Below are 23,287 nucleotides of genomic sequence, written 5' to 3' on the forward strand. Positions count from 1 at the left end.
GAATATGCAAATAAAAGATGGCAGTCGTAGAAGATATGGCTGTCATCTTATGTATAGAGGGAAGAGGTGTGCAGAGTGAAAGTATCGTTATTTATTACTTGTCTGAGTGATGCTATCTATCCCAAAGTCGGTGAAGCGATGGTACGTCTATTAGCTGCACATGGTATACAGCTTGATTTCCCACCCGTGCAGACCTGTTGCGGTCAGCCTTCTTACAATAGTGGGTATTGGGATGAGACAAGAAGAGCCGCACGGACGATTTTGAGAGCGTTTCAATCTAGCGACTTTGTGGTATCTCCGTCCGGTTCTTGCACCTATATGATTCATCATTATCCTGAATTATTTAAAGATGAACCGGAATATTTAGCGCTAGCTCACGAATTGGAAAGTAAGACGTATGAATTTACGCAATTTCTGGTCAAAGTATTGGGAATTACCGATATCGGAGCAGCATTTCCTTATAAAGTCACATATCACCCGTCCTGTCATGGTAGTCGTCTGCTTGGAATCAAAGATGAACCGATCGCCTTGTTAAATCATGTACAAGGATTAGAACTGGTACCGCTACCTTTTGCTGAAGATTGCTGTGGCTTTGGCGGTACATTTGCTGTGAAGATGGCAGATATATCAGGTGCGATGGTCACTGAAAAAGTCGATCATATCAAGGAGACAGAAGCTGAGGTATTGGTCGGTCTGGATATGGCATGTCTGATGAATATTGCAGGCAATCTTAGACATCGTGGTGAACAAGTACGGGTTATGCATCTAGCTGAACTTCTATATGAAGGGGTGAATATACGATGAATCCAGCATCTTCTACCCGTGGTACAGTCAAAGAACGTGCAGATATTGCGCTAAATGATGATTTTCTGCGAAATGCAGTGCGTTTTACAACCGATCGTCTACGAAGTGGTAAAAAAGTAGCTTCTACCGAACATGGGAACTGGGAAGAATGGCGTGAACGGGGTCGTCAGATTCGTTTGCATACAATTGCTCATCTCGATTATTATCTCAATCTATTTGTAGAAAATGCTCGTAGTAATGGAGTCCATGTTCATTTTGCGGATAATGCAGTAGAAGCGACAGATATCGTCATGACGATCGCTAGACAGAAAGAAGCACAGTCTGTTATCAAATCCAAATCTATGGTGTCAGAAGAAGTGCATATTAATCAAGCGCTTGAATTATCTGGTATTGAAGCAATTGAGAGCGATCTCGGTGAGTATATTATCCAATTAGCTGGCGAAGGCCCTTCTCATATTGTAATTCCAGCTATACACAAAAATCGTTACCAGATTGCTGAGCTTTTATCCGAAGATGCAGGGGAAACGTTAGAACCGGATACGACGATTCTGGCAGGTTATGTACGGCGCAAATTACGGCAAAAATTTCTGGAAGCCGATATCGGGATGACCGGATGTAACTTTGCGATCGCAGAGACGGGTTCGATGGTGTTATTTGAAAATGAAGGTAATGCCCGTATGGTAACTACGGTTCCTAAGACGCAGATCACATTAATGGGGATGGAACGTATCGTTCCTTCATGGGCTGACCTTGAAGTGATGGCGACCCTTCTGCCGCGGTCGGCTACCGGACAACGCTTAACCATGTACATGTCTGGCATTACTGGACCCAAGCGTACCGTAGATGCTGATGGCCCAGAAGAAATGCATATTATTATTGTAGATAACGGTCGCTCACAACAGTTGGGTGATCCTGAATTTCAAGAATTACTCAATTGTATCCGTTGTGGGGCATGTCTGAATGTCTGTCCGGTCTATCGTCAGATTGGTGGTCATTCGTATGGTGGAACATATAGTGGACCGATCGGGGCTGTGTTAACACCAGCGCTGAATAAAAATGTAGCTGAATGGGATGATATCGCCAGTGCATCCAGTCTATGTGGAGCCTGTTATGAAGCTTGTCCGGTCAAAATTCCGCTCCACGATATGCTTGTTTCTCTACGCAGGCGCAAAGTGGAGCGAGGTCATGGCGACAAACTTGAAGCACTCGGTATGAGAGGGTTTGCCACATTAATGGCTAATTCGAAGCGATTTGCACTAGCTATGCGTTTGGGGAAAATTGCCCAAAAACCATTTGTGCATAATAGTGGTATTCATCTCAAACTAGGGCCACTTAAAGGATGGAACACGTACCGTGTAGCTCCAACGTTAGCGAATCATTCTTTCCGTGATCAATGGAAAGAACTATCTGCGGAGACTACGGCTCAACCGAAAACGATAGACCCTGCGGTACGTCAGCGAATGGAACAAGTACTTGCAGATCGCCAACATAACAAGTCCACAAGCAGAACAGGAGGAGAATCACATGAGTAACACTAATCAACCTTTTTCTGTTAAGCCACCCGTGGTACCCAATCCTGAAGGTTCTCATCTTACGCCAGATCATGAACAACATGATTCATCGCAAGCAGATTGGCTTGATGAATTAGAGCAGAAGTCCAAAGCCAAACAGCAGACATTTATGAACCATATTGCAGATCGTCTACAACGCCCACGAATCCAAGAAGCACCGCAACATCCTTTTCGCGGGGCACCAGAGATCTGGCAAGATTTCAATTGGAATGAAGCTGAAAAGATCGAAAAATTCACAAAGCATTTTACCGAAGTGGGTGGTAATGTATTACGGATGCAGACGTTGGCAGAAGCAGGTGCATTTATTGCTGAACAAAGCCATCTATTGAATGCACAGTATATCGTCCGCCAACAATTACCGGAGACAGAAGCATTAACTTTGGAAGCGCGCCTACCCCATGTACAAATATCAGCGTGGAATAGCCATACAGAAGAAGCATGGAAAGCAAGAGCCGCCGAAGCGGATATCGGAATTGTCTTGGCTGATGGAGCCGCTGCATATACAGGTACAGTTATGGTAACGTCTTCTGCATCACAAGGTAGATCGGTGAGTTTATTACCGACCGTCTGTATCGTGTTACTCCCGATCGAACGCTTGCAGACACGCTTAGGCGAACTACTGATTCCATGGGATAGTAAAGGTAGAGAGACTCTACCTGCTGGTATTCATTTTATCTCAGGGCCTAGTCGTTCTTCTGATATTGAAAATGAATTAACAATCGGGGTGCATGGTCCCGGGATTGTATATACATTGTTGATCGGGTGATAGCCATAATTATATATCTCATATAAAAAGCTGATCACTATAGACTGTGATCAGCTTTTTATATGATTTGGCAACAGCAAACTGATATATTCCCATAAGTACCCATACAATTAAAATAAACAATATAATCATTAACGTTATTTTCCACTTTTTGCGTTGAGATGAGCGTTGTTATTCCATGATTTACAGCTCCTTATGAATGGAGTTTAACGTATAACTCTCAAAATAAATTGTAAACTATACATGTTTCATAGAGTATGGATTTACTCTAATAATAAATTATCTTTAAATCGGTTTACCCTATTTAAGCTATCGTTTGTGTAAAAATGGGTATATGAATAGAAGTCCTATTTTTACAATAGATGGAGGGTTATACGATGAAAATGTCAGGAAATACAATATTAATTACAGGTGGAGCATCAGGAATTGGTTTGGCTTTTGCAAAACGATTTATGGCGCTGGGTAATACGGTTATTATCTGTGGAAGACGTCAAGATTGGTTGGATGATGTGCAGAAACAATATCCAGCATTACATACGATCGTTACAGATGTAGCTGAAGAAGCTCATCGTGTGGGATTAGCAGATCGTGTGTTGACTGAATTTCCCAAGCTAAATATGATTATGAATAATGCAGGTATACAGCGCAATTTCTCGGTTCACGACAACCAAATTAGCTGGGCGGCTCATCGTCAAGAATTAGCCATTAATCTAGATGCGCCGATTCATTTGACGACTTTATTTCTACCTCATCTTCGTCAACAAAGTCATGCGGCTATTATCAATGTCACTTCAGGACTTTCTTTCTCACCCAAAGCATCTGCACCGATCTACTGCGCGACCAAAGCAGGGCTACATTCATTTACATTATCATTGCGTCAACAATTAGTAGGCTCGCCGATCGATGTCGTAGAGATTATCCCGCCAGGTGTCAATACTGATCTAGGTGGCGTAGGGCTACATGATTGGGGTGTACCGGTAGATGAATTTGCAGATAGCATCATGCAACGAATTGAAGCAGGCGAAGTCGAAGTAGGCTATGGCAGTTCTGAGAAATCACGCCTCGCTTCACGAGCAGAATTGGACGAAATATTTCAGAAGATGAACAGTCAGTCATCACCACAGATTTTGTAATCAACAGTCTATCCTCTCTTATAATATTGCTATATGTCTATAAATGATGAATCAAAAAAATAGAAACCTAGCTCATCACAGGTCAACTTGGCGACTGTGAATGAGCTGGGTTTTTGAGCGTAACCAACCAGAATACCAAAGCAAGCAGACTTACACCAGCACCCAGATAACATACTCCACTCCAACCTGCATAACTGTACATCATCGTGGAAGACATAGAACCAATAGCACTACCGATTGAATAGAAGATCATATAACTTGCGGTTAATCGACCACGTGCTTCAGGCAAAATAGTGAAAATCATACTCTGGTTTGTCACATGGACAGCTTGTACAGCGAGATCAAGTAACACAATCCCGACAATCAACCAGTATAGTGATGATCCTATATACGATAATGGCACCCATGAGAGTAGTAGCAATACAAGGGCGATGCCTGTAGTCCATTGAGCTTTGCCTTGATCGGCTAATTTGCCTGCTCGAATAGCTCCAAGTGTACCTGCAATTCCTGCTAATCCAAATGCTCCGATCGCTGTATGACTGAGCGAGAATGGAGGTTCACTTAAGGGCAATACCATCGAAGTCCACAATATACTAAAAACGATAAAGATCAACATTGCTAGTATGCCTCGAATACGTAATATAGGCTGTTGAATATACAAATCTAACATAGAACGAAGAAGTTGGGTGTACGAGAGTGATGATTTAACTTGCTGATCACTTGGCAATATTTTGAACAAGACACATGTAATCAAAGTCATCAAACAAGCAGATACCAGATAAACAGATCTCCAACCCGCCAAATCGGTTAGAAAACCTGCAAGTGAACGGGCAAATAAAATTCCAATCACTACCCCGCTAGTCACGATACCTACAATCTGTCCACGTTCTGTAGGCTTAGCAAGTGAAGAAGCATAAGCAACCAGTGTCTGTGTGACCACAGCAAGCAATCCAACAATAGCTAAGCCTGCAAAAAGAATATAGATCGTTGGCGCAAATCCTACGATGACAAGCGCAATCACAGATAACCCCATGTGAATAATAATTAGACGTCTGCGCTGAATCAGATCCCCCAAAGGAACAAGTAAAAACAATCCTAGTGCATAACAGATTTGAGTAACTGTAATTACAACACCGATCAATGAATGAGTAATACCAAATTCTGAAGCTAACGCATCTAACAAGGGTTGCGCATAATAAATATTAGCAACAGCCAACCCACAAGCAACTGCAAATAAGAAAGCCATAGAACGAGAAAATGAAGTATGTACTAATGTTTTCTTCATCGATAGATCATCCTTTTATAATATATTTTAATTATACCGATTGGTACAAAATGATTCGCAAGCAATATAACCCCTTTACAAATCAATTGTCAATAGAAATAAATTCACTTTGACAATCAAATCGATCATCTATAGAATGATAATATACTGATTGGTACAGAAAGGTTGGGTATATAATCATGGTACGGAAGCGTAAATTTAATGAAGAGCAAGCTTTAGAGGCAGCGATGCAATTATTTTGGGAAAATGGATTCGAAGCGACGTCTTTGACAGATCTCACCACAGGAATGGGGATTCAGCGTCCTAGTCTGTATGCTACGTTTGGCGATAAGCAAGAATTATTTGAAGCTTCTTTGCGCAAATATAATCAATGGCATGCAGTATCAGTTCGTCAGCAATTACAGGATCATGTATCAGTACAAGAAGCATTTCGTGCTTTTTTTGAACAGATTGCTAGAGAAGGGTATGGAGGGAAAACGAGTAGAGGATGTTTTTGTATCAATACGATGGTTGAACTAGCGACTCATGATGAAAAGATTGAAATTTTGACGCGAGAACATCAGATGTATTTGACAGTCATTTTTCAAGAGCGTTTGGAACAGGGAGTGCAAGCAGGGCAATTACCAAAAAGCGTCCATACCAAGTCACTGGCACAGACGCTAATCGTATCGTTAATAGGGCTTACAGTGATGTTGAAGTCACGACCAGAACGTTCGTTTATCGAACATTCGATTACAGGCATTTTGTCTTTGTTAGAGGATTAATTTTATATAAATGAGATATGCGAAATACAAATCAAAAGCGTCCATACCAAGTCACTGGCACAGACGCTAATTGTTGTGTTTACTTATTATCGGTTGTATCTGAACTGGAATCATCGTTGCTAGAAGAGAGTTGCTTTTGCACATACTCATGTAACTTTTGTGGATCAACACCGATCACCGAAGCTCCTTTGACTTTGATTTCTTGCAGTAGATGATTCGGTGGAATCTGTAATTTTTCGGTTTTATCCAGATTAATATCTAAGCCAAGTGAAGATAATTTGATCATATTGTTGAGAGACAGATTGGTATGCAGATAAGGCGCAATCGAACTCAAAATACTTGGTAATTTGACGATAGACGTAGAGCTTTGTAGTTCTGCTGCAAGAGCAGTCAAAAACTTACGTTGTCGCTCTGTACGCGTGAAGTCGGATGTAGCATCATGACGGAAACGGACATACTGAAGGGCATGAGTTCCATCTAAACGTTGTAAACCTTTAGTCAAATGAATATCATAGCGGTGCTGATCGCCACCATCGGTATAATCCATATCTTTTTCCACATCGATCTCGACACCACCGATCGTATCCACTAATGTCTTAAATCCTTCAAAATCAATCGTGACATAGTAATCAATCGGAATTCCGAGCAGACCACTGACTGTTTCTTTAGCCAGCTCGACACCCCCGTACGAATAAGCCGCATTCAACCGACTGCTTCCATGACCCGGAATATCCACATACGTATCTCGTAAAATAGACATCAAATACGCTTTTTTGGTGATCGGATCGATCGTAGCCACCATCATAGAATCGGAACGTCCATTACTATCAACATCCCGAGTATCTGTACCCATTAGTAAAATGTGGACAGGCTCTTTGCCATCCCATTTCGGAATAGATACAGGTGCAGCCTGATCTTGATCCATAGAAGGAGAACGGTACGTATCATCTGCGATTGAAATTGTATGAGCAAATTGGTAAATCGAATATGTATAATATCCAACTGTACTGACACTTATGATAAGACAAATGCTAACAATCCATTTCCATTGTTTCCATATCTTCTTTAACAAATGACCAACCTCACTTATCTATATAGTTAAAACGTCTTTATAAATCATATGGATGTATCGACATTTTGTCAATATTTTAGACGATATACATTATAAATAGATGGTTAATGATTATTAAATAAGTCGAAAAGAACTATTTATATACATAATGATTACAATATGAATATATAAAAAACCCTTTTGAAAGTAGAATGATATCTACTCTCAAAAGGGTCTATATAAGATGTGAACTAAGCCAATAGTATTCTTTATGCCAAAAATACATCTAAAAGCGAAGCTGTATATTCATGGCGTTCTTCATGATACAGATCGTTTGATGCAAATTGATCTACAACTTGTCCATGACGCATCACCAGAATACGATCACTCATTTGATACACCGCAGCTAGATCATGAGAAATAAACAAATATGATAAATGAAGCGATTGTTGAAGTTCTTGCAGTAATTTCAGTACAGCGGCTTGACTCGTCACATCTAGACTGGCTGTTGGCTCATCTAAGATGATCAGATCAGGTTCAGTACTGATTGCCCGGGCAATGGTGACACGCTGTTTTTGCCCGCCACTTAATTCATGTGGATAGGCTGATAACAACTTGGTAGGTAATTGAACATATTCAAGTAACTGTGTAGCGATCTGCTCTCGATTACGAATCGTTGGCGATACAAAAGAAGGACGTAGTGATGGTTGTAAATCTAACGGTTCCATTAATGAATCGATAATCGTGAGCTTAGGATTAAGTGCGGCTGTAGGATGCTGAAATACAGCTCCTATATGTTGCCTTGCCTGACGCAAAGAATGACCTTTAAGCGAATGATACAGTTGTTGCCTAAATTCAATCGTACCTTGATCTAACGATTCTAAACGTAATAGACAGCGTGCCAGTGTGCTTTTGCCACTACCACTTTCACCGACAATACCGACACATTCTCCTTTATCTATCGTCAAAGATACATCAGATAATGCAGGAGTAGGGCGATCGCTATAGATTTTAGTAAGATGATCTGCTTTCAAAATAGGTGTAAATGTCGTTGTCATCATGTGTTCACCTGCTTATTTTGTAACTCTAATCGGTAGCGAGAAGGTAATTTGGGAATAGAAGATAAAAGTTGAACTGTATACGGATGTGTAGGATGGAAAAAGATGCTGTGACTTTTTCCAGATTCTACGACTTGTCCGGACTTCATAATAAGTAATGTATCGGCAGTACGTTGGACTTGACGCAGATCATGCGTAATCCACAAAATAGCGATTCCTGTTTCTTGCTGGATTCGTTGAATTAACTGAATAATAGAACGCGATGTTAGACTATCTAGCGCTGTTGTCGGTTCATCTGCAATTAAGACTTTAGGAGAAAGCAACAGCGCTGTAGCAATCGCAGCACGTTGTAATTGCCCGCCACTGAGTTCAAACGGATAGCTATTGTAGACTTGCTTGGCAGGTAATTCAACTTGCTCTAAATGCGCTAAACAGGAATGTTGGCGCTGTTGACGGGATAACGATGTATGAGCACGTATCATTTCGTCCATTTGCTTACCAATTGTAATAAAAGGAGTGAACGCACTCTGATAATCTTGAAATACATAAGCAATCTCACGCCCACGAATATGCCGAAGTTCAGGTTCTGATAAATGAAGTAATTCTTTACCTTCTAATTGAATACTGCCGTGAGCATGAAGATCGGCTGAAAGTAAACCACCAATGGCTAGACTGGTCAATGTTTTACCACTTCCACTTTCACCAGCAAGGGCTAACCATTCTCCACGATGTAACTGAAGATCTAGCGGATGAACCAGTGTCTGTAATTGATGATGAACCGTCAGTCCACGTATAGATAACATGGATTACACCCCTTTGCGGAAAAGAATAGAAGACATTGAACGCTTGGCTGAATGGGATTGAATATGCACATCGTACCGATCACGTAGAAAATCACCCCAGCTATTGGTCAACAATACAGTGATGACTATACATAATCCCGGGAAAATCATAAGATGTGGAGCGGTCTGGAAATACGTTTTGCCTTCACTTAGCATAGCGCCCCATTCCGGACTAGGCGGTTGTGGACCTAGACCGATATACGACAGTGAAGCGATCATCAGAATAATTTTACCGATATCGAGTGTAGCCAGTACAAGCAGATTACCGATGGTATGTGGCAAAATATGCTTTACAACTAATTTCCACGGCTTCATACCACTGATTTCTGCTAGTCGGACATAATCTTTTTGGCGTTGTTCCAGTACAATACTCCGTACCAAACGAGCATAACTGACCCATTTGACAGCTGTAATCGCAAAGATCAAGTTCAATAATCCAGGCCCTAATAATCCAGTTAATATTAAGGCAAAGATATAATCCGGTAATGTCATAAAAGCATCTATGATTTTTTTGAATGCTTTATCTAACCAGCCACCGATATAACCGGATAACAGTCCAAAAGGAACACCGATCAATAAAGATACAAACAGTATCGTTAGACTGATACCTACAGTGGTACGAGCACCTTCCATAATTCGAGATAACAAATCTCTGCCTAGATGATCTGTACCTAACCAATGGATAGCGCTGGACGTCTGAAGTCTATCACCCATCTGAATTTGGTAAGGATCGTAAGGTGTCCAGACTAGAGCGACAATCAGAAATAAAAGAAATAGAGTTAAAAAAGAGTAACGTAATCCTATGCTTAGACTCATCAGGAAGTCACTCCTTTTTTACGCGGATCGATCGCAATAGCTGGATTGATGTAGCGATAAGACCATTCCACGATCATATTCAGTAAAACAATAAAAATACTCATAAATAGCATATAGCCTTGAATAATCGGATAATCCCGCGCTGTTATGGCATCGACGATCCATTTGCCTAGACCGGGATACGCAAATAGCACTTCAATAACGACGGTTCCTCCAAGTAGACTGCCGATACTTTCACTAAAAACAGTCAGTAGTGGAATTAGACTATGACGCATAAGATGAAAAGTGAAAATACGCTGTTTACCTACACCACGCGCTTGAGCAGAACGAATAAATTCCTGATGACTACTTTCCAAAATACTCGCCCGAATCAACCGCACATATACCGCAGACATCGCAATTCCAAGTGTAATCGAAGGTAGAATAAGATGTTGCCATGAACCTTCACCCATCGAAGGCAATATTCTAAGCTTAACCGCAAATAGATCAATCAATAACAGACCTAACCAGAAGCTAGGAATCGAAGAGCCAATCAGTGCAAAGATTCGGCTCAAATGATCTGTCATACGACCACGATAAAGGGCAGACAGAATCCCTAGCGGAAGCGAAATCATAATCATCACTAACAATGAAGTGCCTGTCAGCATAAGGGTATATGGAATCTTCTCGATAAATTCAATAAATACAGGTCGTCCAGTCATATAAGAGTTACCTAGATCTAACGAAAATAGATTTTGAAGCCAGTATCCATATTGAACAAAAACAGATTGATCCAGCCCAAGTTGTTCACGCATCTGCTGTATCTGATCATCCGTCACAGCTACATCATCGACTCGTAACATGCTACGAATGGGATCACCCGGTACTAATTGCAGTAGACAAAAGCTAATAAACGATAAGATCAGAAGAAATAACAATAATCCTGTTATTTTCTGTACAAAAATACGCATATTAATTCACATCCAGATCTTTCGTTAACATATAATATTCGCTTTTGCTTGTGACCCAGCCACTGACACGTTTCTGATGCGCCACAAAGTTATTCGGATGAATAATATAAGAGTGTAGCAAGTTGCGATCGATCATTTCTACTGCTTGTTGGGCAATCTGATTACGTTGTTCTACATCTACCGTTTGGTTCAATTGTTGGATTAATGTGTTGAGTGCTTGGTCTTTGACTTGTCCATAATTCAGCCCACCTGTTGGTGTATAGACTGAGTTGAGGAGATAACTTGCATCTCCACGTGGCGCTGTAATAAAGCTATAGATCGCCATATCCCAATTTTTATTTTCGGCTAGATACTCATCTGCATTATCGACCTGCTGAATATTCAGCTTAATGCCTAATTGAGTAGCATTGGCTTGTAAAAGCTGAGCAATAATAGGCAATTCAGCACGTGACTGATACGTTACAAGGTTGAAAGTTAAAGGTGCCCCGTTATTAGTCACTTGTCCATTGGTTACCGTATATCCAGCTTGAGCAAATAACGTACGTGCACGTTCTATATCAAATGGCTTCGCTGTGTATTTTGGAGAAAGAGGTGAATCTGCTAAGAAAGGACCTTCCGCTACCGAAGCTTGACCTGACATAACAGCATCTACAATTTCTTGACGATTTAATAATGCGTCGATCGCTTGTCTAACAGGTAATTTGCCAAGGTGTGGATTCTCCATATTATAAATAAGCTGATGTGCACGTAATCCAGGCACAGATTCAATCACTAGATTAGGATCCGTTTGTAATTGAGACAGACTTTCTACAGGGAAGCGATAGACTACATCTGCATTACCCGATTGTAGTGCCAACAGACGAGCATTCGCATCTTCATTAAAAGAGAAGGTTGCTTCATCTAACTTAACCTGTCCATTCCAGTAACTCGGATTCCGCTTCACATCTACTTCTATACCGGGCTTGAATTGGCTCAATACAAAAGGGCCGGTACCACTTGGTGTACTTGCATCGACAGACGTATCAATAATACCCGTATTAGGATGTACCAGTTCAGAAGGGAACTGAGGAAGAGGGGTGTCGGTAACGATCTGCAAAGTTTGCCCATTAGCTGTCATTTTCTCAATATGTAGCGCATTACGAATCGCTGGATTTTCTTGAGTGACACGTTCTAATGAAGATTTAACCGCTTGTGCATCGACAGGAGCACCACTGTGAAAAGTAACATTTGGACGAATCTGGAATGTCCAATGTTGTCCATCTTTACTTTTCCAAGAAGTGGCTAACCACGGTTGTAGTTGTTGCTCATCATCAATCTTAACTAGCGTTTCGCTAATCCCTGCACGAGAAGCGGTATAGTTTACATCGGTATGAGGATCAATGGTATTGCTTTGCACATTGAATAAAAGGGTTAGCTTTTTGGTGTCTGTCGCTTCACCCGAAGTAGAAGAAGTCTGTGAAGTACAAGCACTTAACAATAAAACAAATATAACGAATGAAATCGAATAACCTATTTTTTTGGACAATAATGATAACAAGAAAAATCCCCCTTATATATAGTAAATCTGTAAACGGTATGACTAACGATGTACATATTGCACAGTGTTTTGCTTGCTGAATGAATAACTACACTTCATAAATAATAATCGTTACGATTACGATTGTAAACTAAAAAATATAAATATTAATTAACGTATGATCTTATTTTCATATGTGTAATACGGTGAAAATGATTTGACAAACTAGAAATAAGAGGAGTACAGTGTATTCATAGATTTAATAGTAATAATTACGATTAAAGAAATGCGAGGTGTAAATCATGACTATGATCGAACAAGCGTTTAAGATGCCTGTTACTGTGTTGAGTGGTTATCTAGGGGCAGGCAAAACAACATTATTGAATCATGTATTAAATAATCGAGAAGGCTTGAAAGTCGCAGTCATCGTTAACGACTTGAGTGATGTGAATATTGATGCTGATCTTATCCGCGATGGAGGCGGATTGTCTCGAACAGATGAGAAATTAGTCGAAATGTCTAATGGGTGCATCTGCTGTACACTGCGTGAAGATCTATTAGTAGAAGTAGAACGGCTAGCCAAAGATGGACGTTATGATTATCTGTTGATCGAATCGACAGGCATTGGCGAACCAGTTCCTGTTGCTCAGACATTCAGTTATGTAGATGAAGAACAGGGTATCGATCTGACGCAATTTACCCGTCTGGATACAATGGTGACCGTTGTCGATGCTCAAGGATTCTGGAACGATTATCATTCACGTGAATCTCTTGCAGATCGTGGACAAGCCGCAGGAGAAGATGATACACGCCGAATAGTGCATCTGTTGATTGAGCAGGTAGAATTTTGCGATGTGTTGATCTTGAATAAATGCGATCTGATTGAACCTAATGAATTAGAACGATTAGAAACTGCACTTCGTGGACTGCAACCGAACGCCAAAATCATCCGTTCCACATATGGTAAGGTCGATCCGCATGAGATCTTGAATACAGGGCGATTCGATTTCGAACAAGCCAGTCAATCCGCAGGTTGGATACAAGAAATGATGAAAGAAGAACATACACCGGAGACCGAAGAATACGGAATCAGTTCATTTGTGTACAAGCGCAAAGTTCCTTTTCATCCAGAGCGGTTATTGCAATGGATTACAAAATGGCCCCAAGAAGTGGTTCGTGCCAAAGGTATTCTATGGATGGCTACACGTAATCGGACAGCCATATCATTCAGTCAAGCAGGCAGTTCCAAGCAATTATCACCAGCAGGCTTATGGATTGCAGCGCTGAGTGAAGAAGAACGACAGTATCATCTAGGCGATAATTACCGGCTACCAACAGATTGGGATGAGGTATGGGGAGATCGAGTGACCAAGCTGGTTATGATCGGAATCGATCTGGATCGTGCGCAGATTGAGCAGTCTTTGGATCAGGCTTTACTGACGGAAGAAGAAATGAATTCTAACTGGAAAAAGTTCAAAGATCCTTTCCCACAATTAGGTCAATAAGCAGGACATTGGTATAGCAATATAAACAAAATCAATAACAAATCAAATGAATGATAAAAGGAGTTATTATATTATGGCTAAAAAATCAAAAGTCGTTCGCCAACAACAACGTGAAAAAATGGTCGCCAAATACGCAGATTTACGTCGTGAACTGAAAGCAAAAGGAGACTATGAAGCATTGCAAAAATTACCACGCAATTCTTCTCCAACGCGACTCAAAAGCCGTTGCCAGATTACAGGTCGTCCAAGAGGATATCTACAAAAATTCAAAGTATCCCGTATCGTATTCCGTGAGTTAGCTCATAAAGGTCAAATTCCCGGTATTACCAAATCTAGCTGGTAGAAGTAGAATGCAATATTCTAAAACATAATTTTTGCACTACCGCATCCTATTAGCCTGAATACATTAAATAGAGTTAAATAGGATCTAGTAAAATAAATCTACTGATTAGAATGAACTTTAATTTTGCTGATATCTTACTAAAAAGGTGCACACTTATACGATATTATACGTAGAAGTGTGCACCTTTTTGTTGTTAATATATATTCATCATACTACTCAAATCCGCACCGAATCAAAGTCCGATCGGTATCAAAATAAAATACAGGAGAGTAGCCATCTAATTCGAGAATACCTTCAGTATCGATCAACCATAGATCAAAGTTTCCATAATAGGCGATAGCAATAGTTTCAAGTATAAATAGATTAAAAAAGTCTTGCTTCTTCATACTGGCTTGATCTTCTTCTGTTCCACTTTGCCATAATTCTTCTAATCCCTGTTGATAATAATCTTGTAGTTGTTCCAGAATTGGGTGTACTACAGGAAGCACATCCATTAATTCCTGACGCTGTTGTACATGGATAATCACTTCAATCGGTTGCTGTTGAAAAGATGTTGTTAACACACTGGTATAGTATTGAAGGCTAACATTAAATTGAAGTTCGCCTAAAGTAGCATCATGATATGTATCTTCTAGTCCTTTTTGCTTGAATGGAATTTTAAAAAAGTCGTCGGTAAGATTATGTTGATAACGTACAGAATCCTGATCTACAATTATTCGTTGCATTAGAAATTGTTCAGGAGTCGCTTGCAATACTTCATTAGATTCACTATATAACATAAAAGAATCTTGTTCATACGCAATCTGATTGACATAAAAAGCAGTCGGAATAGCGAATGTTGAAGTCATACCTGAGCCATTAGGCTGATAAGTAGCAATATAACCTTTTTGATTGCCTGAATCGTCACTTTCAATGATCAATAATGTGCCCTGTTCACCTGTTATTAAAATAGGTAATTCTTTTAATTTGGTCCAGGCAGTCTGATCTCCGAGACAAGCATCCGTAATCCACTGCATGTGTACAATATTATCTAATATACTCACAGTGTTCCTCCTTCAAATAGAAGTCATATAACCACAGCACTACTTAGAAGTATTGTATAGTAGATTACTTTTCACTTCAACGTATACGTTACTTGTTGCTCATCTTCAGAGTCTTTACCGTAAGTGAAATAGAGCCTGTTATGGATACGCTTGACATAAGTTAAGCGGTCATCAATACCGAAAGGCATGGTCGTAGGATCGACTAATTTTTGTTGTTCAGTAGTAAGCAATTCTTTATATAGAACAACAGAGTGACCAGTTTTGCGGTCAATTAATGTAAGATGAGAGTCACTGATCGCCTGTAGTAACACAATATCAGACTGAAGAGATTCAACGACATACCTATCTTTTTTACCCGCCAGTTTGACCAAATCTATATTTTCTAATACATTGCCTGTACCATCTTCAATGATTCGTAAGTTCTGACCATCGTTAAGTATAATATTGCCATTATACATTGTACTATTGGTGTGTTTATTTAAATGATAATCCATAGAAGATTGACGGATTAAAGATCCATTTTTAAATATCATGGTGAAATCTTCATGATAAATATGAGGTTCTCCTGAAGCATTTTGGATACGAATGATCTGTAATCCTTTGGAGGTAGAACTTACATCTATATTGGAAAATTCAAAAAAATCTAGAGCGTTATGAATCGAAGCGATTTTAACAGGTTTATGATTGCGGTAAGAGCGGTACAGATCGCCATTGATCTTTTTCATCGTGTACGTGTTACCTTGATATACATCTGTAATCACATTAAATGCTTGCAATTGATCAGCAATAATCACATGATTTTGTGGATTGACGCGTAGAGAATGCCCGCCAAGAAATTGTACAACAGCACGAATAGGAACATAGATATCCTTTTGTTTGGTGATAGGATTTTGTATTGTAAATGGTGCGGCATTCATCGTTATAGACTTACTATCGATTGTTGCTGTATGACTGCCTATACGCAAGACTATTTCTTTCATAAAGCCGTCAAAAGTCGCTTGTTTTCTATTCTGATCCCAATGTAGCTTTAACCCTAATCTACCTACTAACAATTCCTTAACTTCGATAAAAGTAACACCATTACGAGTGATAGTTGCCCCACTAGAAGAGCCAAAGTAATTATTCTGATCTTGAGCATAATTAAATTCATAGGTAGTAACAGGTACAGCAGGTTTGGCATATATAGGTGTGAATGTAGAAGCTAGTAAGATAGACGTAAGCATAGTCGTGAAAGCTATTTTTTTGTACATTACATTAAATTCCTTTCTGTATTAGAATAGACAACTTACATACTATAATTGACAATTAAACAATAAAAAAGATAAATTATATATAAATAGTAACTCATATCATATAGAAAGGAGTTTGTTTAACGATACATAGAATGTATGACGAAAGATTAATTTAGCTATTTAAGCTATAGAGAGCAGGGTAATAATAATGGAAAAAAATAAATCTACATCAAGCTCGGACGTTAGGAAAAAATGGGATAAGCATAAGAAAGTACGTGTTATTACAATTGCCGTACTAGCATTAATTGTAGTATTCGTAGTAGTACCAATTTTTACTTATTACAATGTAGAATCAGAGAGTACTCAAGCAGTCAGCAGTCCAGATAGCAATGTTGTAAATAATACGACATTAACGCCTGTTGATCCATTACCTTTCGTATTAAGTTCTAAAGTAGGAAGAGCAGAAGGGGTAGGAGATTCTGTTTTTAAGAGAGAGTCTGGCATTCCTATGTTAAAAAAAGATGATCCCAAAAGCCTACCACAATCTACTCAAACTGTATTGGTTGAGCGCTTATCGGGTACACAGATGTCCAAGCCTTTTACAATAGATAAAGGGTATCGTTATGCGAAAATCTGGGTGAAAAACAAAGGGAAGCAACGAATTGCTATATCCATATCCAAAGATTCACCAACAGGTGCGCTTGTGACTGAACGTGTAGTTACTATCGCAGGTGGAACCAACTGGTCGATATATACAACTAAGCCTTGGGAATCCGGTACGTATTATGTCAATTTCACTTCTAACGGATCACCGATCCAAGGTGTTGCTGTAGCTAGAGTGGGCGCAAGATTAGCCGAATTGAATTCGTAATTTTGACTATTGTAGCTTATTGCTCGTAAGAATTTAATACACCTCAGATAGATAGGAAGAACGTTCAACGTTATCTTATATCTATCTGAGGTGTGTTTTTATTTGGAAATATAGCGATGCGAGATGATGTATAGCTTCCAATATCAATGAAGTAGAATGATCTACGATTTTAAAGTATAGGTGAAATGTTTTTCCTGATTAGAGCCAGTACGAAAAGTAAAATAGAATGTATGATTGACTCTTTTATCCAATTGAAGATAATCACCTGATCCAAAAGAGTCGATATCCACATCTTCGCCAATCTGTTTTTGCCACGAAGTATCCAGTAGTTCTTTGTATAATGTGACAGATTGGTTAGTATTACGATCAATGAGAAGCAGTCGTCCTTTGGATGCTGTACGCATAAGGATGGCATCATCGTACAGACCTTCTACAGCATATTTTTCGTTACTGCTACTACCAAGCTTGACCAGATCAAGATGATCGACAACATTTCCTGTTCCATCTTCAATCATTCGCAATATTTTCCCATCGCTTAGCACAATCTTACCTTGATACCTAGAAATGTCGGAGTCGTTGATTCTGGTAAAGTCTGTATATGCTTTTCGGATCAACTTCCCTTTTTGGAAAATAAGCTTTACTTGTTGATTATGAATATGTGGTTCTCCATACGCATCATTAATCGTAAGGATCAACAATCCACCCGCAGTTGACTCAAACTCCATATTGACTGAATCGAAATTGATCCCGAGTGAGACTAACTTCACCGGAGTCTGCTTCCCATGAGCTACATATAAGTCTCCGCCGTCTTTTTTTAGCGTATATGTAGAGCCTTTGTAGACATCTGTGATGACATCATAAGACTTGATGTTATGGGCTGTGACATGGACTTGTTGTCGATCCACTTGTATATGATCGCCGCCAAGCAGTTGTACAGCAAAGCGAATAGGGACATAGACAGCTTCAACATTATTTCTTTTGTCTTTAGATGTAAAAGGCGCTGCACTTAAGGTGATGATTTTCCCATCTAGCATAGCTGTACGGCTTCCTAAGCGGATAGCTACTTTTTTCATAAATCCGTTAAGTGAAGCACGCTGACCTGTCGAATCCCAAGCAAACGTTAATCCAGCATCTTGGGCTAACTCACGGATATCTACAAAGATGGTACCGTTCTGATTGATCGTAGGATTCACAATAAACCCTTTAGGATCATCAGCAAAATAAAAAGTATATGTAGTTGGAAAGGAAGAACTAGATGCTAGTGCAGGATTACATAAAGATGATTGCAACAGTAGAGTAGACGATAATAAAGCAGAGAAGATCATTTTTTTATTCATGGTAAGGATTTCCTTTCTTGGTTGTGTTAAGGTGATTATGTATATGGACGCATATGAAAGGAAGAAGTTGCATGATAAAAGGTATTAAAATAAATACATTAGTAAAGGAGAGAGGAATATGATCAAAGTAATAACAGGATGCAGTTTGTTTCTTGCTTCGATTTGCATTCTTTGTACAGGTTTTATCATTTCGGCAATAGGCTCATCTGATCGTACAATGAATTCTAATTTTACGTATAGCATTTTGAAATATTAATATATTGTGGATGGTAATACCGGTTGTATTGTTTATTATAGCTTGCATCGTTACATATAGTGGTACAAAGAATATTCTAGTGGGTACAAAGAATATTCGTATAATTAAGTAGAATCATAACAAACAGAGTAAGTAATAGGTATGACTTTATCTTGATCAGACTACTTATATCTCATGTTATCTATATGTTTAAAATGGAGTTTGGTTTTTGCTGTAGTGTATATTGTATGGCGCATTTTTAAATATAGAGTCTTGGATTCTGGAGTTTCGAAAGATGATGATACTAAATGAAAGTCTTAAAATTAATGTAGATACTTTTAGAGCATCTTAAGCATTAAAAAGAACTAAAATAAATTATGAGAAAAGCATCTTGAATTTGAAAAGGGACTAATTTACTATTTTGAAATTAGGTCTTATAGTTTATTTATCTAGACTTTATAACTAAAAATATATTATTCTATATATGTAATAAAAATCTAATTATTACATATATTTTATCTGATAAATTTTAGGAGGATACTAAGTTGGCTAACGAAATTTTAGATGAAAGTAAAATGACCAAATTACTAAATTGGAGCTATGAAAAAGCTATGAATGGCATCCCTGGTGCTGAAACAGTAGAAGAGTTATCAAGAAATTACTTGAATAAACACAATTCAGTTGAAGAAGCTATCGATAGTTTAATTCGGTGGCAAAATGCTAAAGGAATTACAAGCGGATTTCTGACTGGATTAGGAGGAATAGTGACTCTGCCAGTGGCAATTCCTGCCAATATAGCATCTGTAATGTATATTCAAATTAGATTGATAGCTACGATTGCTCATATGCGCGGTTATGATCTAAAAGATGATCAAGTAAAGACATTTGTTTTTGTGTGTCTTACTGGACAAGCGGCTTCAGATGTTTTAAAACAAGCCGGAATAAAAATAGGAAATAGTTTAGCAAGAGAAGCTATTAAAAAAGTTCCTTATGAAATTATTAAAGCAATCAATAAAGCTGTAGGAGTTAGATTAGTTACTAAGTTTGGAACAAAGGGTCTTGTAAATTTAGGAAAAGCTGTTCCGTTGCTTGGAGGTATTATAGGAGGAGCAGTAGATGGAATAGGAACAAACACAATTGGTAAAACAGCTAAAAAAGTATTTAATAATTCTAAATCAGGAACGATGATTTAATATTATGAATAAGCAGAGAAAATTTCAAATAAGATTTTCTTTGCTTATTAAATAAGTCAAATAATAATTCTGAAATTATTAAATTTTGGAACATAGAAAGGATAAATGAATGAAACTTATTTATACATGGATTGAAAAGTATCGAAATCTAGAGAAGATTGGCTTAAATTGGGATAATGAATTTGAAGTTGAATTCACAGAAGATACGCAAACAATAAATATTAAAAAAAATGATGATTACTTTAATCTTTTTTCTGATTACTCTTGTATAGAGAATATTAAAGTGATTGTAGGAAAAAATGGTACGGGAAAAACTAATATAATGCATTTATTAGGAAATGGAATCAATAATTGTGATCTTCTTAATCCTAGTGTTAGTGATTTATTTTTAAATATTTATCACTATAAAAATAATGAATATATTATTGAGGGAAATGGAATGATTAATTTAATAATTAATCATTCCATAGATAATCATAAAACTTATTGCATATTGGCTGAATACGAAGATAAAGAAAAAAGATTCAAATATAAGGAGCCTTTTAATGGTTATAGAAATGAAATAAGTTTTGTGATTTACTTTAATCGCTTGAATTCTATTAGTAATATACCTAATAAAAGAGATAATATAAAAAGATTTGCTTTTAGAAGAACAGAAAATAATTTAATACAAAAGTGTGATTTTATTTATAATATTAATAGTTCAGATGTTCAGCAAAAAAATATTTAGAACAAATTTTTACTTTTCAAAAAAATATTAATTTGTGCATTAATGTCCTTAATTTTAATATTGTTGAGGAATTAAAAGAGATTTTAGATAAGATAAAAGAAAATCAACCTAATAAGAAGAAAAGTTTTATTATTAAATTTTTGAAATCTTACATCCATAAAATCTTTAAAGAAATAATTACAGTTAATGAGGAAATAATTAATATTAATGAACAAACAGTGGAATCAATTATTAAAGAACTACATGTTATAAAACATTTTGACGATCAAGCTTATTTAGAAGAAATTTGTGACAAATTATCGAAAATGCTACTAAAAAGACTTTTAAAAACTGATTTTAAAAAGTTATATATTGATAAAGAAAATACACATTTAAAATTATATGATAAAGCTTATAAAGAATTTATTTGTTTTTTTAATAAAATTGATGAAAGATTAATTGAAGATAATATTGAGTTTGAATTTACGAAACATTTTGAATATATTAAAGAATTTAGTAAATTATATGACAAATACGTATCTAAAGAATCTGGATATATACATGCTGATTTTAGTAACTTAAGTACAGGTGAAGAAGATATAATCAATTTGTTTTCTGTAATCTATCATGCAATAAACATTCAAACGTTAAAAAATAATAAACATGTTACTATTTTACTAGATGAACCCAATAATTTTATGCATCCTGAATGGAGTAGAAAATTAATATTTATTCTTTTAGAATTTTTAAAAGATGTTAGTAATAAGTCCAAACAGAAATATACAATTATTTGTACCACGCATTCTCCCTTCTTATTATCTGATTTGCATACAAATCAAATTATTGCTCTGGATACAAATAAAGAGAAAAAAGTTGTAATAAAATCAAATCTTGAAAAAACGTTTGCAAGTAATATCCATACTTTATTTTCAGATAGTTTTTTTATGGAAACAACTATAGGAGAATTTGCTAGGCAAAAAATCAACTTTTTAATTAAGCGTCTTAATGACGACAATTCAAATAAAGATAAAAAGTTATCAGAAAATGAAAAAAGAGATTTTAAATATATTATAGAACTTATGGGAGAGCCTTTAATTGCATTAAAGCTAAACGAAATGTATATGAAAGCAATTAAGGACGATCAAGAATCAAAAAATAATTTATTAGAAGAAAATATTAAACTCAAAGAATATATAAAGAAATTAGAAGTAAGAGAACTCGAAAATCGTTTCAGAAGGTCGGATGAGAATGATAAGAATTTATAATGATAAATTAGATGAACTTGCTGAAATACATTATTTAGCTGTGAGAAATCAATTATACAAAGATTTTAAGCAGAATAAAAAAACTAAAAAATTGAATGTAAATGAGATAGAAGCCGAATTCGACGCTAACTTAAAAAAAGATGGAATTTCTAATACTTTGTATGAAATTATTACTTCAAAATTTGATGTACTTAGTGAGATGGCAAAAAATAATGTGAACTATAAAAAAAATAAAATTTTCCAAAAAATGTATAATAAATTCTCTGGTAGAGATGATGCTCATATTGGACTTCGTAAACCAAGAGGAAAACCTAGAGCAAATTACAATGCAAACACTATGGTAGAATCTTTAGGATTTAAAGTATGTCCATTATGTAATAGGAATTATATAAATAATACCAAAAGGATAAGTAAAATTGGAACGAATGGAACTGAATATACTATTAAAAGAACTTGCCAATTAGATCATTTCTATAGTCAATCACAGTATCCATTGCTGGCTATGTCTTTCTACAATTTACTACCTGTATGTTCTAGTTGTAATCATGCCAAAAGTCATACTCCACTTTTAATCTCACCTTACTCTATAGATAAAATAGAACATTTAATTACATTTGATTTTAACATTGATGATATAAAAGCAATAAGTCATCAAGATCATGTTAAGGTATCTGTCAAACCCGATCCCTCTAATGAGAAACTTATTAGAGATCAATTAAATGTACTTGGAATTGAAGAACTATACAAAAATCATAATGATATTGTTTTTGAAATTCTGCAAAAATATCATTATTATAATAAAACTAAAAGAAAAGAATTGCAGTCCTTTGAAGGGTTATATGAAAATGAGCAGGAAATTAAAAATATATTATTTGGAAATTATAATGATATAGACAATTTTCATCGTAAATCCTTATCGAAATTAACTAGAGATATTATAAATAGAATTGAGCAATATCCTTCAGATTTAATTTAAAAATAAAGAAAGCACCAACATC

General features: G+C 37.1%; 22 protein-coding genes. 12 read left to right on the top strand and 10 right to left on the bottom strand.

The genetic code is table 11. The annotated features are described in order from the left end of the window. Window positions 1–75 precede the first annotated feature (75 nt). From PO903_RS14975 to PO903_RS14990, 4 genes are all read left to right on the top strand, one after another. Complete coding sequence (locus PO903_RS14975; RefSeq protein WP_273593791.1) at window positions 76–804, top strand: (Fe-S)-binding protein; 729 nt, start codon at window positions 76–78, stop codon at window positions 802–804. Further along, entirely contained in the window at window positions 801–2,336 is a 1,536-nt protein-coding gene (locus PO903_RS14980) for a LutB/LldF family L-lactate oxidation iron-sulfur protein (RefSeq protein WP_273593792.1), read from the top strand. Before PO903_RS14975 ends, PO903_RS14980 begins: the two co-directional genes overlap by 4 nt. Then, window positions 2,329–3,141 carry a LutC/YkgG family protein gene (locus PO903_RS14985; protein WP_273593793.1) on the top strand — a complete coding sequence of 271 codons (813 nt, stop codon included), beginning with the start codon at window positions 2,329–2,331 and terminating at the stop codon, window positions 3,139–3,141. The genes PO903_RS14980 and PO903_RS14985 overlap by 8 nt, the downstream gene beginning before the upstream one ends. A gap of 377 nt (window positions 3,142–3,518) precedes the next feature. Then, window positions 3,519–4,274, top strand: a complete 756-nt coding sequence (locus PO903_RS14990; protein ID WP_137222867.1) for an SDR family oxidoreductase — start codon at window positions 3,519–3,521, stop codon at window positions 4,272–4,274. Window positions 4,275–4,356: 82 nt separating this feature from the next. Here PO903_RS14990 and PO903_RS14995 read toward each other — a convergent pair whose 3' ends face one another. Beyond that, complete coding sequence (locus PO903_RS14995; protein ID WP_273593794.1) at window positions 4,357–5,559, bottom strand: MFS transporter; 1,203 nt, start codon at window positions 5,557–5,559, stop codon at window positions 4,357–4,359. 179 nt (window positions 5,560–5,738) lie between these two features. Between PO903_RS14995 and PO903_RS15000 the strand changes: the two genes are divergently transcribed. Further along, window positions 5,739–6,323: a TetR/AcrR family transcriptional regulator gene (locus PO903_RS15000; protein ID WP_273593795.1), complete on the top strand. Its 585-nt coding sequence runs from the start codon at window positions 5,739–5,741 to the stop codon at window positions 6,321–6,323. A 79-nt stretch (window positions 6,324–6,402) separates the two neighbouring features. On the opposite strand, the gene PO903_RS15005 is transcribed toward PO903_RS15000, so the two are convergent. The 6 genes from PO903_RS15005 to nikA all read right to left on the bottom strand — a co-directional run bounded on the left by PO903_RS15005 (window position 6,403) and on the right by nikA (window position 12,577). Continuing rightward, window positions 6,403–7,383: an LCP family protein gene (locus PO903_RS15005; protein ID WP_502921692.1), complete on the bottom strand. Its 981-nt coding sequence runs from the start codon at window positions 7,381–7,383 to the stop codon at window positions 6,403–6,405. Window positions 7,384–7,643: 260 nt separating this feature from the next. Further along, entirely contained in the window at window positions 7,644–8,432 is a 789-nt protein-coding gene (locus tag PO903_RS15010; RefSeq protein ID WP_273593797.1) for an ABC transporter ATP-binding protein, read from the bottom strand. Next, window positions 8,432–9,235, bottom strand: a complete 804-nt coding sequence (locus PO903_RS15015; RefSeq protein WP_137222872.1) for an ABC transporter ATP-binding protein — start codon at window positions 9,233–9,235, stop codon at window positions 8,432–8,434. Before PO903_RS15015 ends, PO903_RS15010 begins: the two co-directional genes overlap by 1 nt. A gap of 3 nt (window positions 9,236–9,238) precedes the next feature. After that, entirely contained in the window at window positions 9,239–10,090 is an 852-nt protein-coding gene (gene nikC / locus PO903_RS15020; RefSeq protein WP_273593798.1) for a nickel transporter permease, read from the bottom strand. Then, window positions 10,090–11,040, bottom strand: coding sequence for a nickel ABC transporter permease (gene nikB, locus PO903_RS15025; RefSeq protein WP_273593799.1), 951 nt, complete (start codon window positions 11,038–11,040; stop codon window positions 10,090–10,092). The genes nikC and nikB overlap by 1 nt, the downstream gene beginning before the upstream one ends. A gap of 1 nt (window position 11,041) precedes the next feature. Further along, on the bottom strand, window positions 11,042–12,577 hold the full coding sequence (nikA, locus tag PO903_RS15030; protein ID WP_273593800.1) for a nickel ABC transporter substrate-binding protein: 1,536 nt from the start codon (window positions 12,575–12,577) through the stop codon (window positions 11,042–11,044). A gap of 278 nt (window positions 12,578–12,855) precedes the next feature. Between nikA and PO903_RS15035 the strand changes: the two genes are divergently transcribed. Together PO903_RS15035 and rpsN are read left to right on the top strand one after the other, a co-directional pair. Continuing rightward, window positions 12,856–14,061, top strand: a complete 1,206-nt coding sequence (locus tag PO903_RS15035; protein WP_502921693.1) for a GTP-binding protein — start codon at window positions 12,856–12,858, stop codon at window positions 14,059–14,061. Window positions 14,062–14,134: 73 nt separating this feature from the next. Then, entirely contained in the window at window positions 14,135–14,404 is a 270-nt protein-coding gene (rpsN, locus tag PO903_RS15040) for a 30S ribosomal protein S14 (RefSeq protein WP_273593801.1), read from the top strand. A 212-nt stretch (window positions 14,405–14,616) separates the two neighbouring features. Here rpsN and PO903_RS15045 read toward each other — a convergent pair whose 3' ends face one another. Together PO903_RS15045 and PO903_RS15050 are read right to left on the bottom strand one after the other, a co-directional pair. Beyond that, window positions 14,617–15,447, bottom strand: coding sequence for a hypothetical protein (locus PO903_RS15045; RefSeq protein WP_273593802.1), 831 nt, complete (start codon window positions 15,445–15,447; stop codon window positions 14,617–14,619). Window positions 15,448–15,518: 71 nt separating this feature from the next. Further along, window positions 15,519–16,697, bottom strand: coding sequence for a copper amine oxidase N-terminal domain-containing protein (locus PO903_RS15050; RefSeq protein WP_273593803.1), 1,179 nt, complete (start codon window positions 16,695–16,697; stop codon window positions 15,519–15,521). A 190-nt stretch (window positions 16,698–16,887) separates the two neighbouring features. Between PO903_RS15050 and PO903_RS15055 the strand changes: the two genes are divergently transcribed. Beyond that, a complete protein-coding gene (locus PO903_RS15055) occupies window positions 16,888–17,550 on the top strand; it encodes a hypothetical protein (protein ID WP_273593804.1) in 663 nt (220 codons plus the stop codon). Between the two features lie 161 nt (window positions 17,551–17,711). Here the strand turns inward: PO903_RS15055 and PO903_RS15060 are convergent, their stop codons facing one another. Continuing rightward, window positions 17,712–18,887, bottom strand: a complete 1,176-nt coding sequence (locus PO903_RS15060) for a copper amine oxidase N-terminal domain-containing protein (RefSeq protein WP_273593805.1) — start codon at window positions 18,885–18,887, stop codon at window positions 17,712–17,714. Between the two features lie 780 nt (window positions 18,888–19,667). Between PO903_RS15060 and PO903_RS15065 the strand changes: the two genes are divergently transcribed. The 4 genes from PO903_RS15065 to PO903_RS15080 all read left to right on the top strand — a co-directional run bounded on the left by PO903_RS15065 (window position 19,668) and on the right by PO903_RS15080 (window position 23,265). Continuing rightward, the gene (locus tag PO903_RS15065; protein WP_273593806.1) at window positions 19,668–20,315 is read left to right on the top strand and encodes an EcsC family protein; all 648 of its coding nucleotides are present in this window, start codon (window positions 19,668–19,670) and stop codon (window positions 20,313–20,315) included. Between the two features lie 109 nt (window positions 20,316–20,424). Continuing rightward, on the top strand, window positions 20,425–21,045 hold the full coding sequence (locus PO903_RS15070) for a hypothetical protein (protein WP_273593807.1): 621 nt from the start codon (window positions 20,425–20,427) through the stop codon (window positions 21,043–21,045). A gap of 32 nt (window positions 21,046–21,077) precedes the next feature. Beyond that, a complete protein-coding gene (locus tag PO903_RS15075) occupies window positions 21,078–22,289 on the top strand; it encodes an AAA family ATPase (protein WP_273593808.1) in 1,212 nt (403 codons plus the stop codon). Then, window positions 22,273–23,265: a hypothetical protein gene (locus PO903_RS15080; RefSeq protein ID WP_273593809.1), complete on the top strand. Its 993-nt coding sequence runs from the start codon at window positions 22,273–22,275 to the stop codon at window positions 23,263–23,265. Before PO903_RS15075 ends, PO903_RS15080 begins: the two co-directional genes overlap by 17 nt. Window positions 23,266–23,287 lie beyond the last annotated feature (22 nt).

Source organism: Paenibacillus sp. PK4536, assembly GCF_028594455.2.
Taxonomy (GTDB): domain Bacteria; phylum Bacillota; class Bacilli; order Paenibacillales; family Paenibacillaceae; genus Saccharibacillus; species Saccharibacillus nuruki.

What these genes read in the sequence shown, in the direction of transcription:
- PO903_RS14980 (WP_273593792.1), top strand. Translation starts at nt 801, where the DNA reads ATGAATCCAGCATCTTCTACCCGTGGTACAGTCAAAGAACGTGCAGAT.
- PO903_RS14985 (WP_273593793.1), top strand. Translation starts at nt 2,329, where the DNA reads ATGAGTAACACTAATCAACCTTTTTCTGTTAAGCCACCCGTGGTACCC.
- PO903_RS14990 (WP_137222867.1), top strand. Translation starts at nt 3,519, where the DNA reads ATGAAAATGTCAGGAAATACAATATTAATTACAGGTGGAGCATCAGGA.
- PO903_RS14995 (WP_273593794.1), bottom strand. Translation starts at nt 5,559, where the DNA reads ATGAAGAAAACATTAGTACATACTTCATTTTCTCGTTCTATGGCTTTC.
- PO903_RS15000 (WP_273593795.1), top strand. Translation starts at nt 5,739, where the DNA reads ATGGTACGGAAGCGTAAATTTAATGAAGAGCAAGCTTTAGAGGCAGCG.
- PO903_RS15010 (WP_273593797.1), bottom strand. Translation starts at nt 8,432, where the DNA reads ATGACAACGACATTTACACCTATTTTGAAAGCAGATCATCTTACTAAA.
- PO903_RS15015 (WP_137222872.1), bottom strand. Translation starts at nt 9,235, where the DNA reads ATGTTATCTATACGTGGACTGACGGTTCATCATCAATTACAGACACTG.
- nikC (WP_273593798.1), bottom strand. Translation starts at nt 10,090, where the DNA reads ATGAGTCTAAGCATAGGATTACGTTACTCTTTTTTAACTCTATTTCTT.
- nikB (WP_273593799.1), bottom strand. Translation starts at nt 11,040, where the DNA reads ATGCGTATTTTTGTACAGAAAATAACAGGATTATTGTTATTTCTTCTG.
- rpsN (WP_273593801.1), top strand. Translation starts at nt 14,135, where the DNA reads ATGGCTAAAAAATCAAAAGTCGTTCGCCAACAACAACGTGAAAAAATG.
- PO903_RS15050 (WP_273593803.1), bottom strand. Translation starts at nt 16,697, where the DNA reads ATGTACAAAAAAATAGCTTTCACGACTATGCTTACGTCTATCTTACTA.
- PO903_RS15055 (WP_273593804.1), top strand. Translation starts at nt 16,888, where the DNA reads ATGGAAAAAAATAAATCTACATCAAGCTCGGACGTTAGGAAAAAATGG.
- PO903_RS15060 (WP_273593805.1), bottom strand. Translation starts at nt 18,887, where the DNA reads ATGAATAAAAAAATGATCTTCTCTGCTTTATTATCGTCTACTCTACTG.
- PO903_RS15070 (WP_273593807.1), top strand. Translation starts at nt 20,425, where the DNA reads ATGAAACTTATTTATACATGGATTGAAAAGTATCGAAATCTAGAGAAG.
- PO903_RS15080 (WP_273593809.1), top strand. Translation starts at nt 22,273, where the DNA reads ATGATAAGAATTTATAATGATAAATTAGATGAACTTGCTGAAATACAT.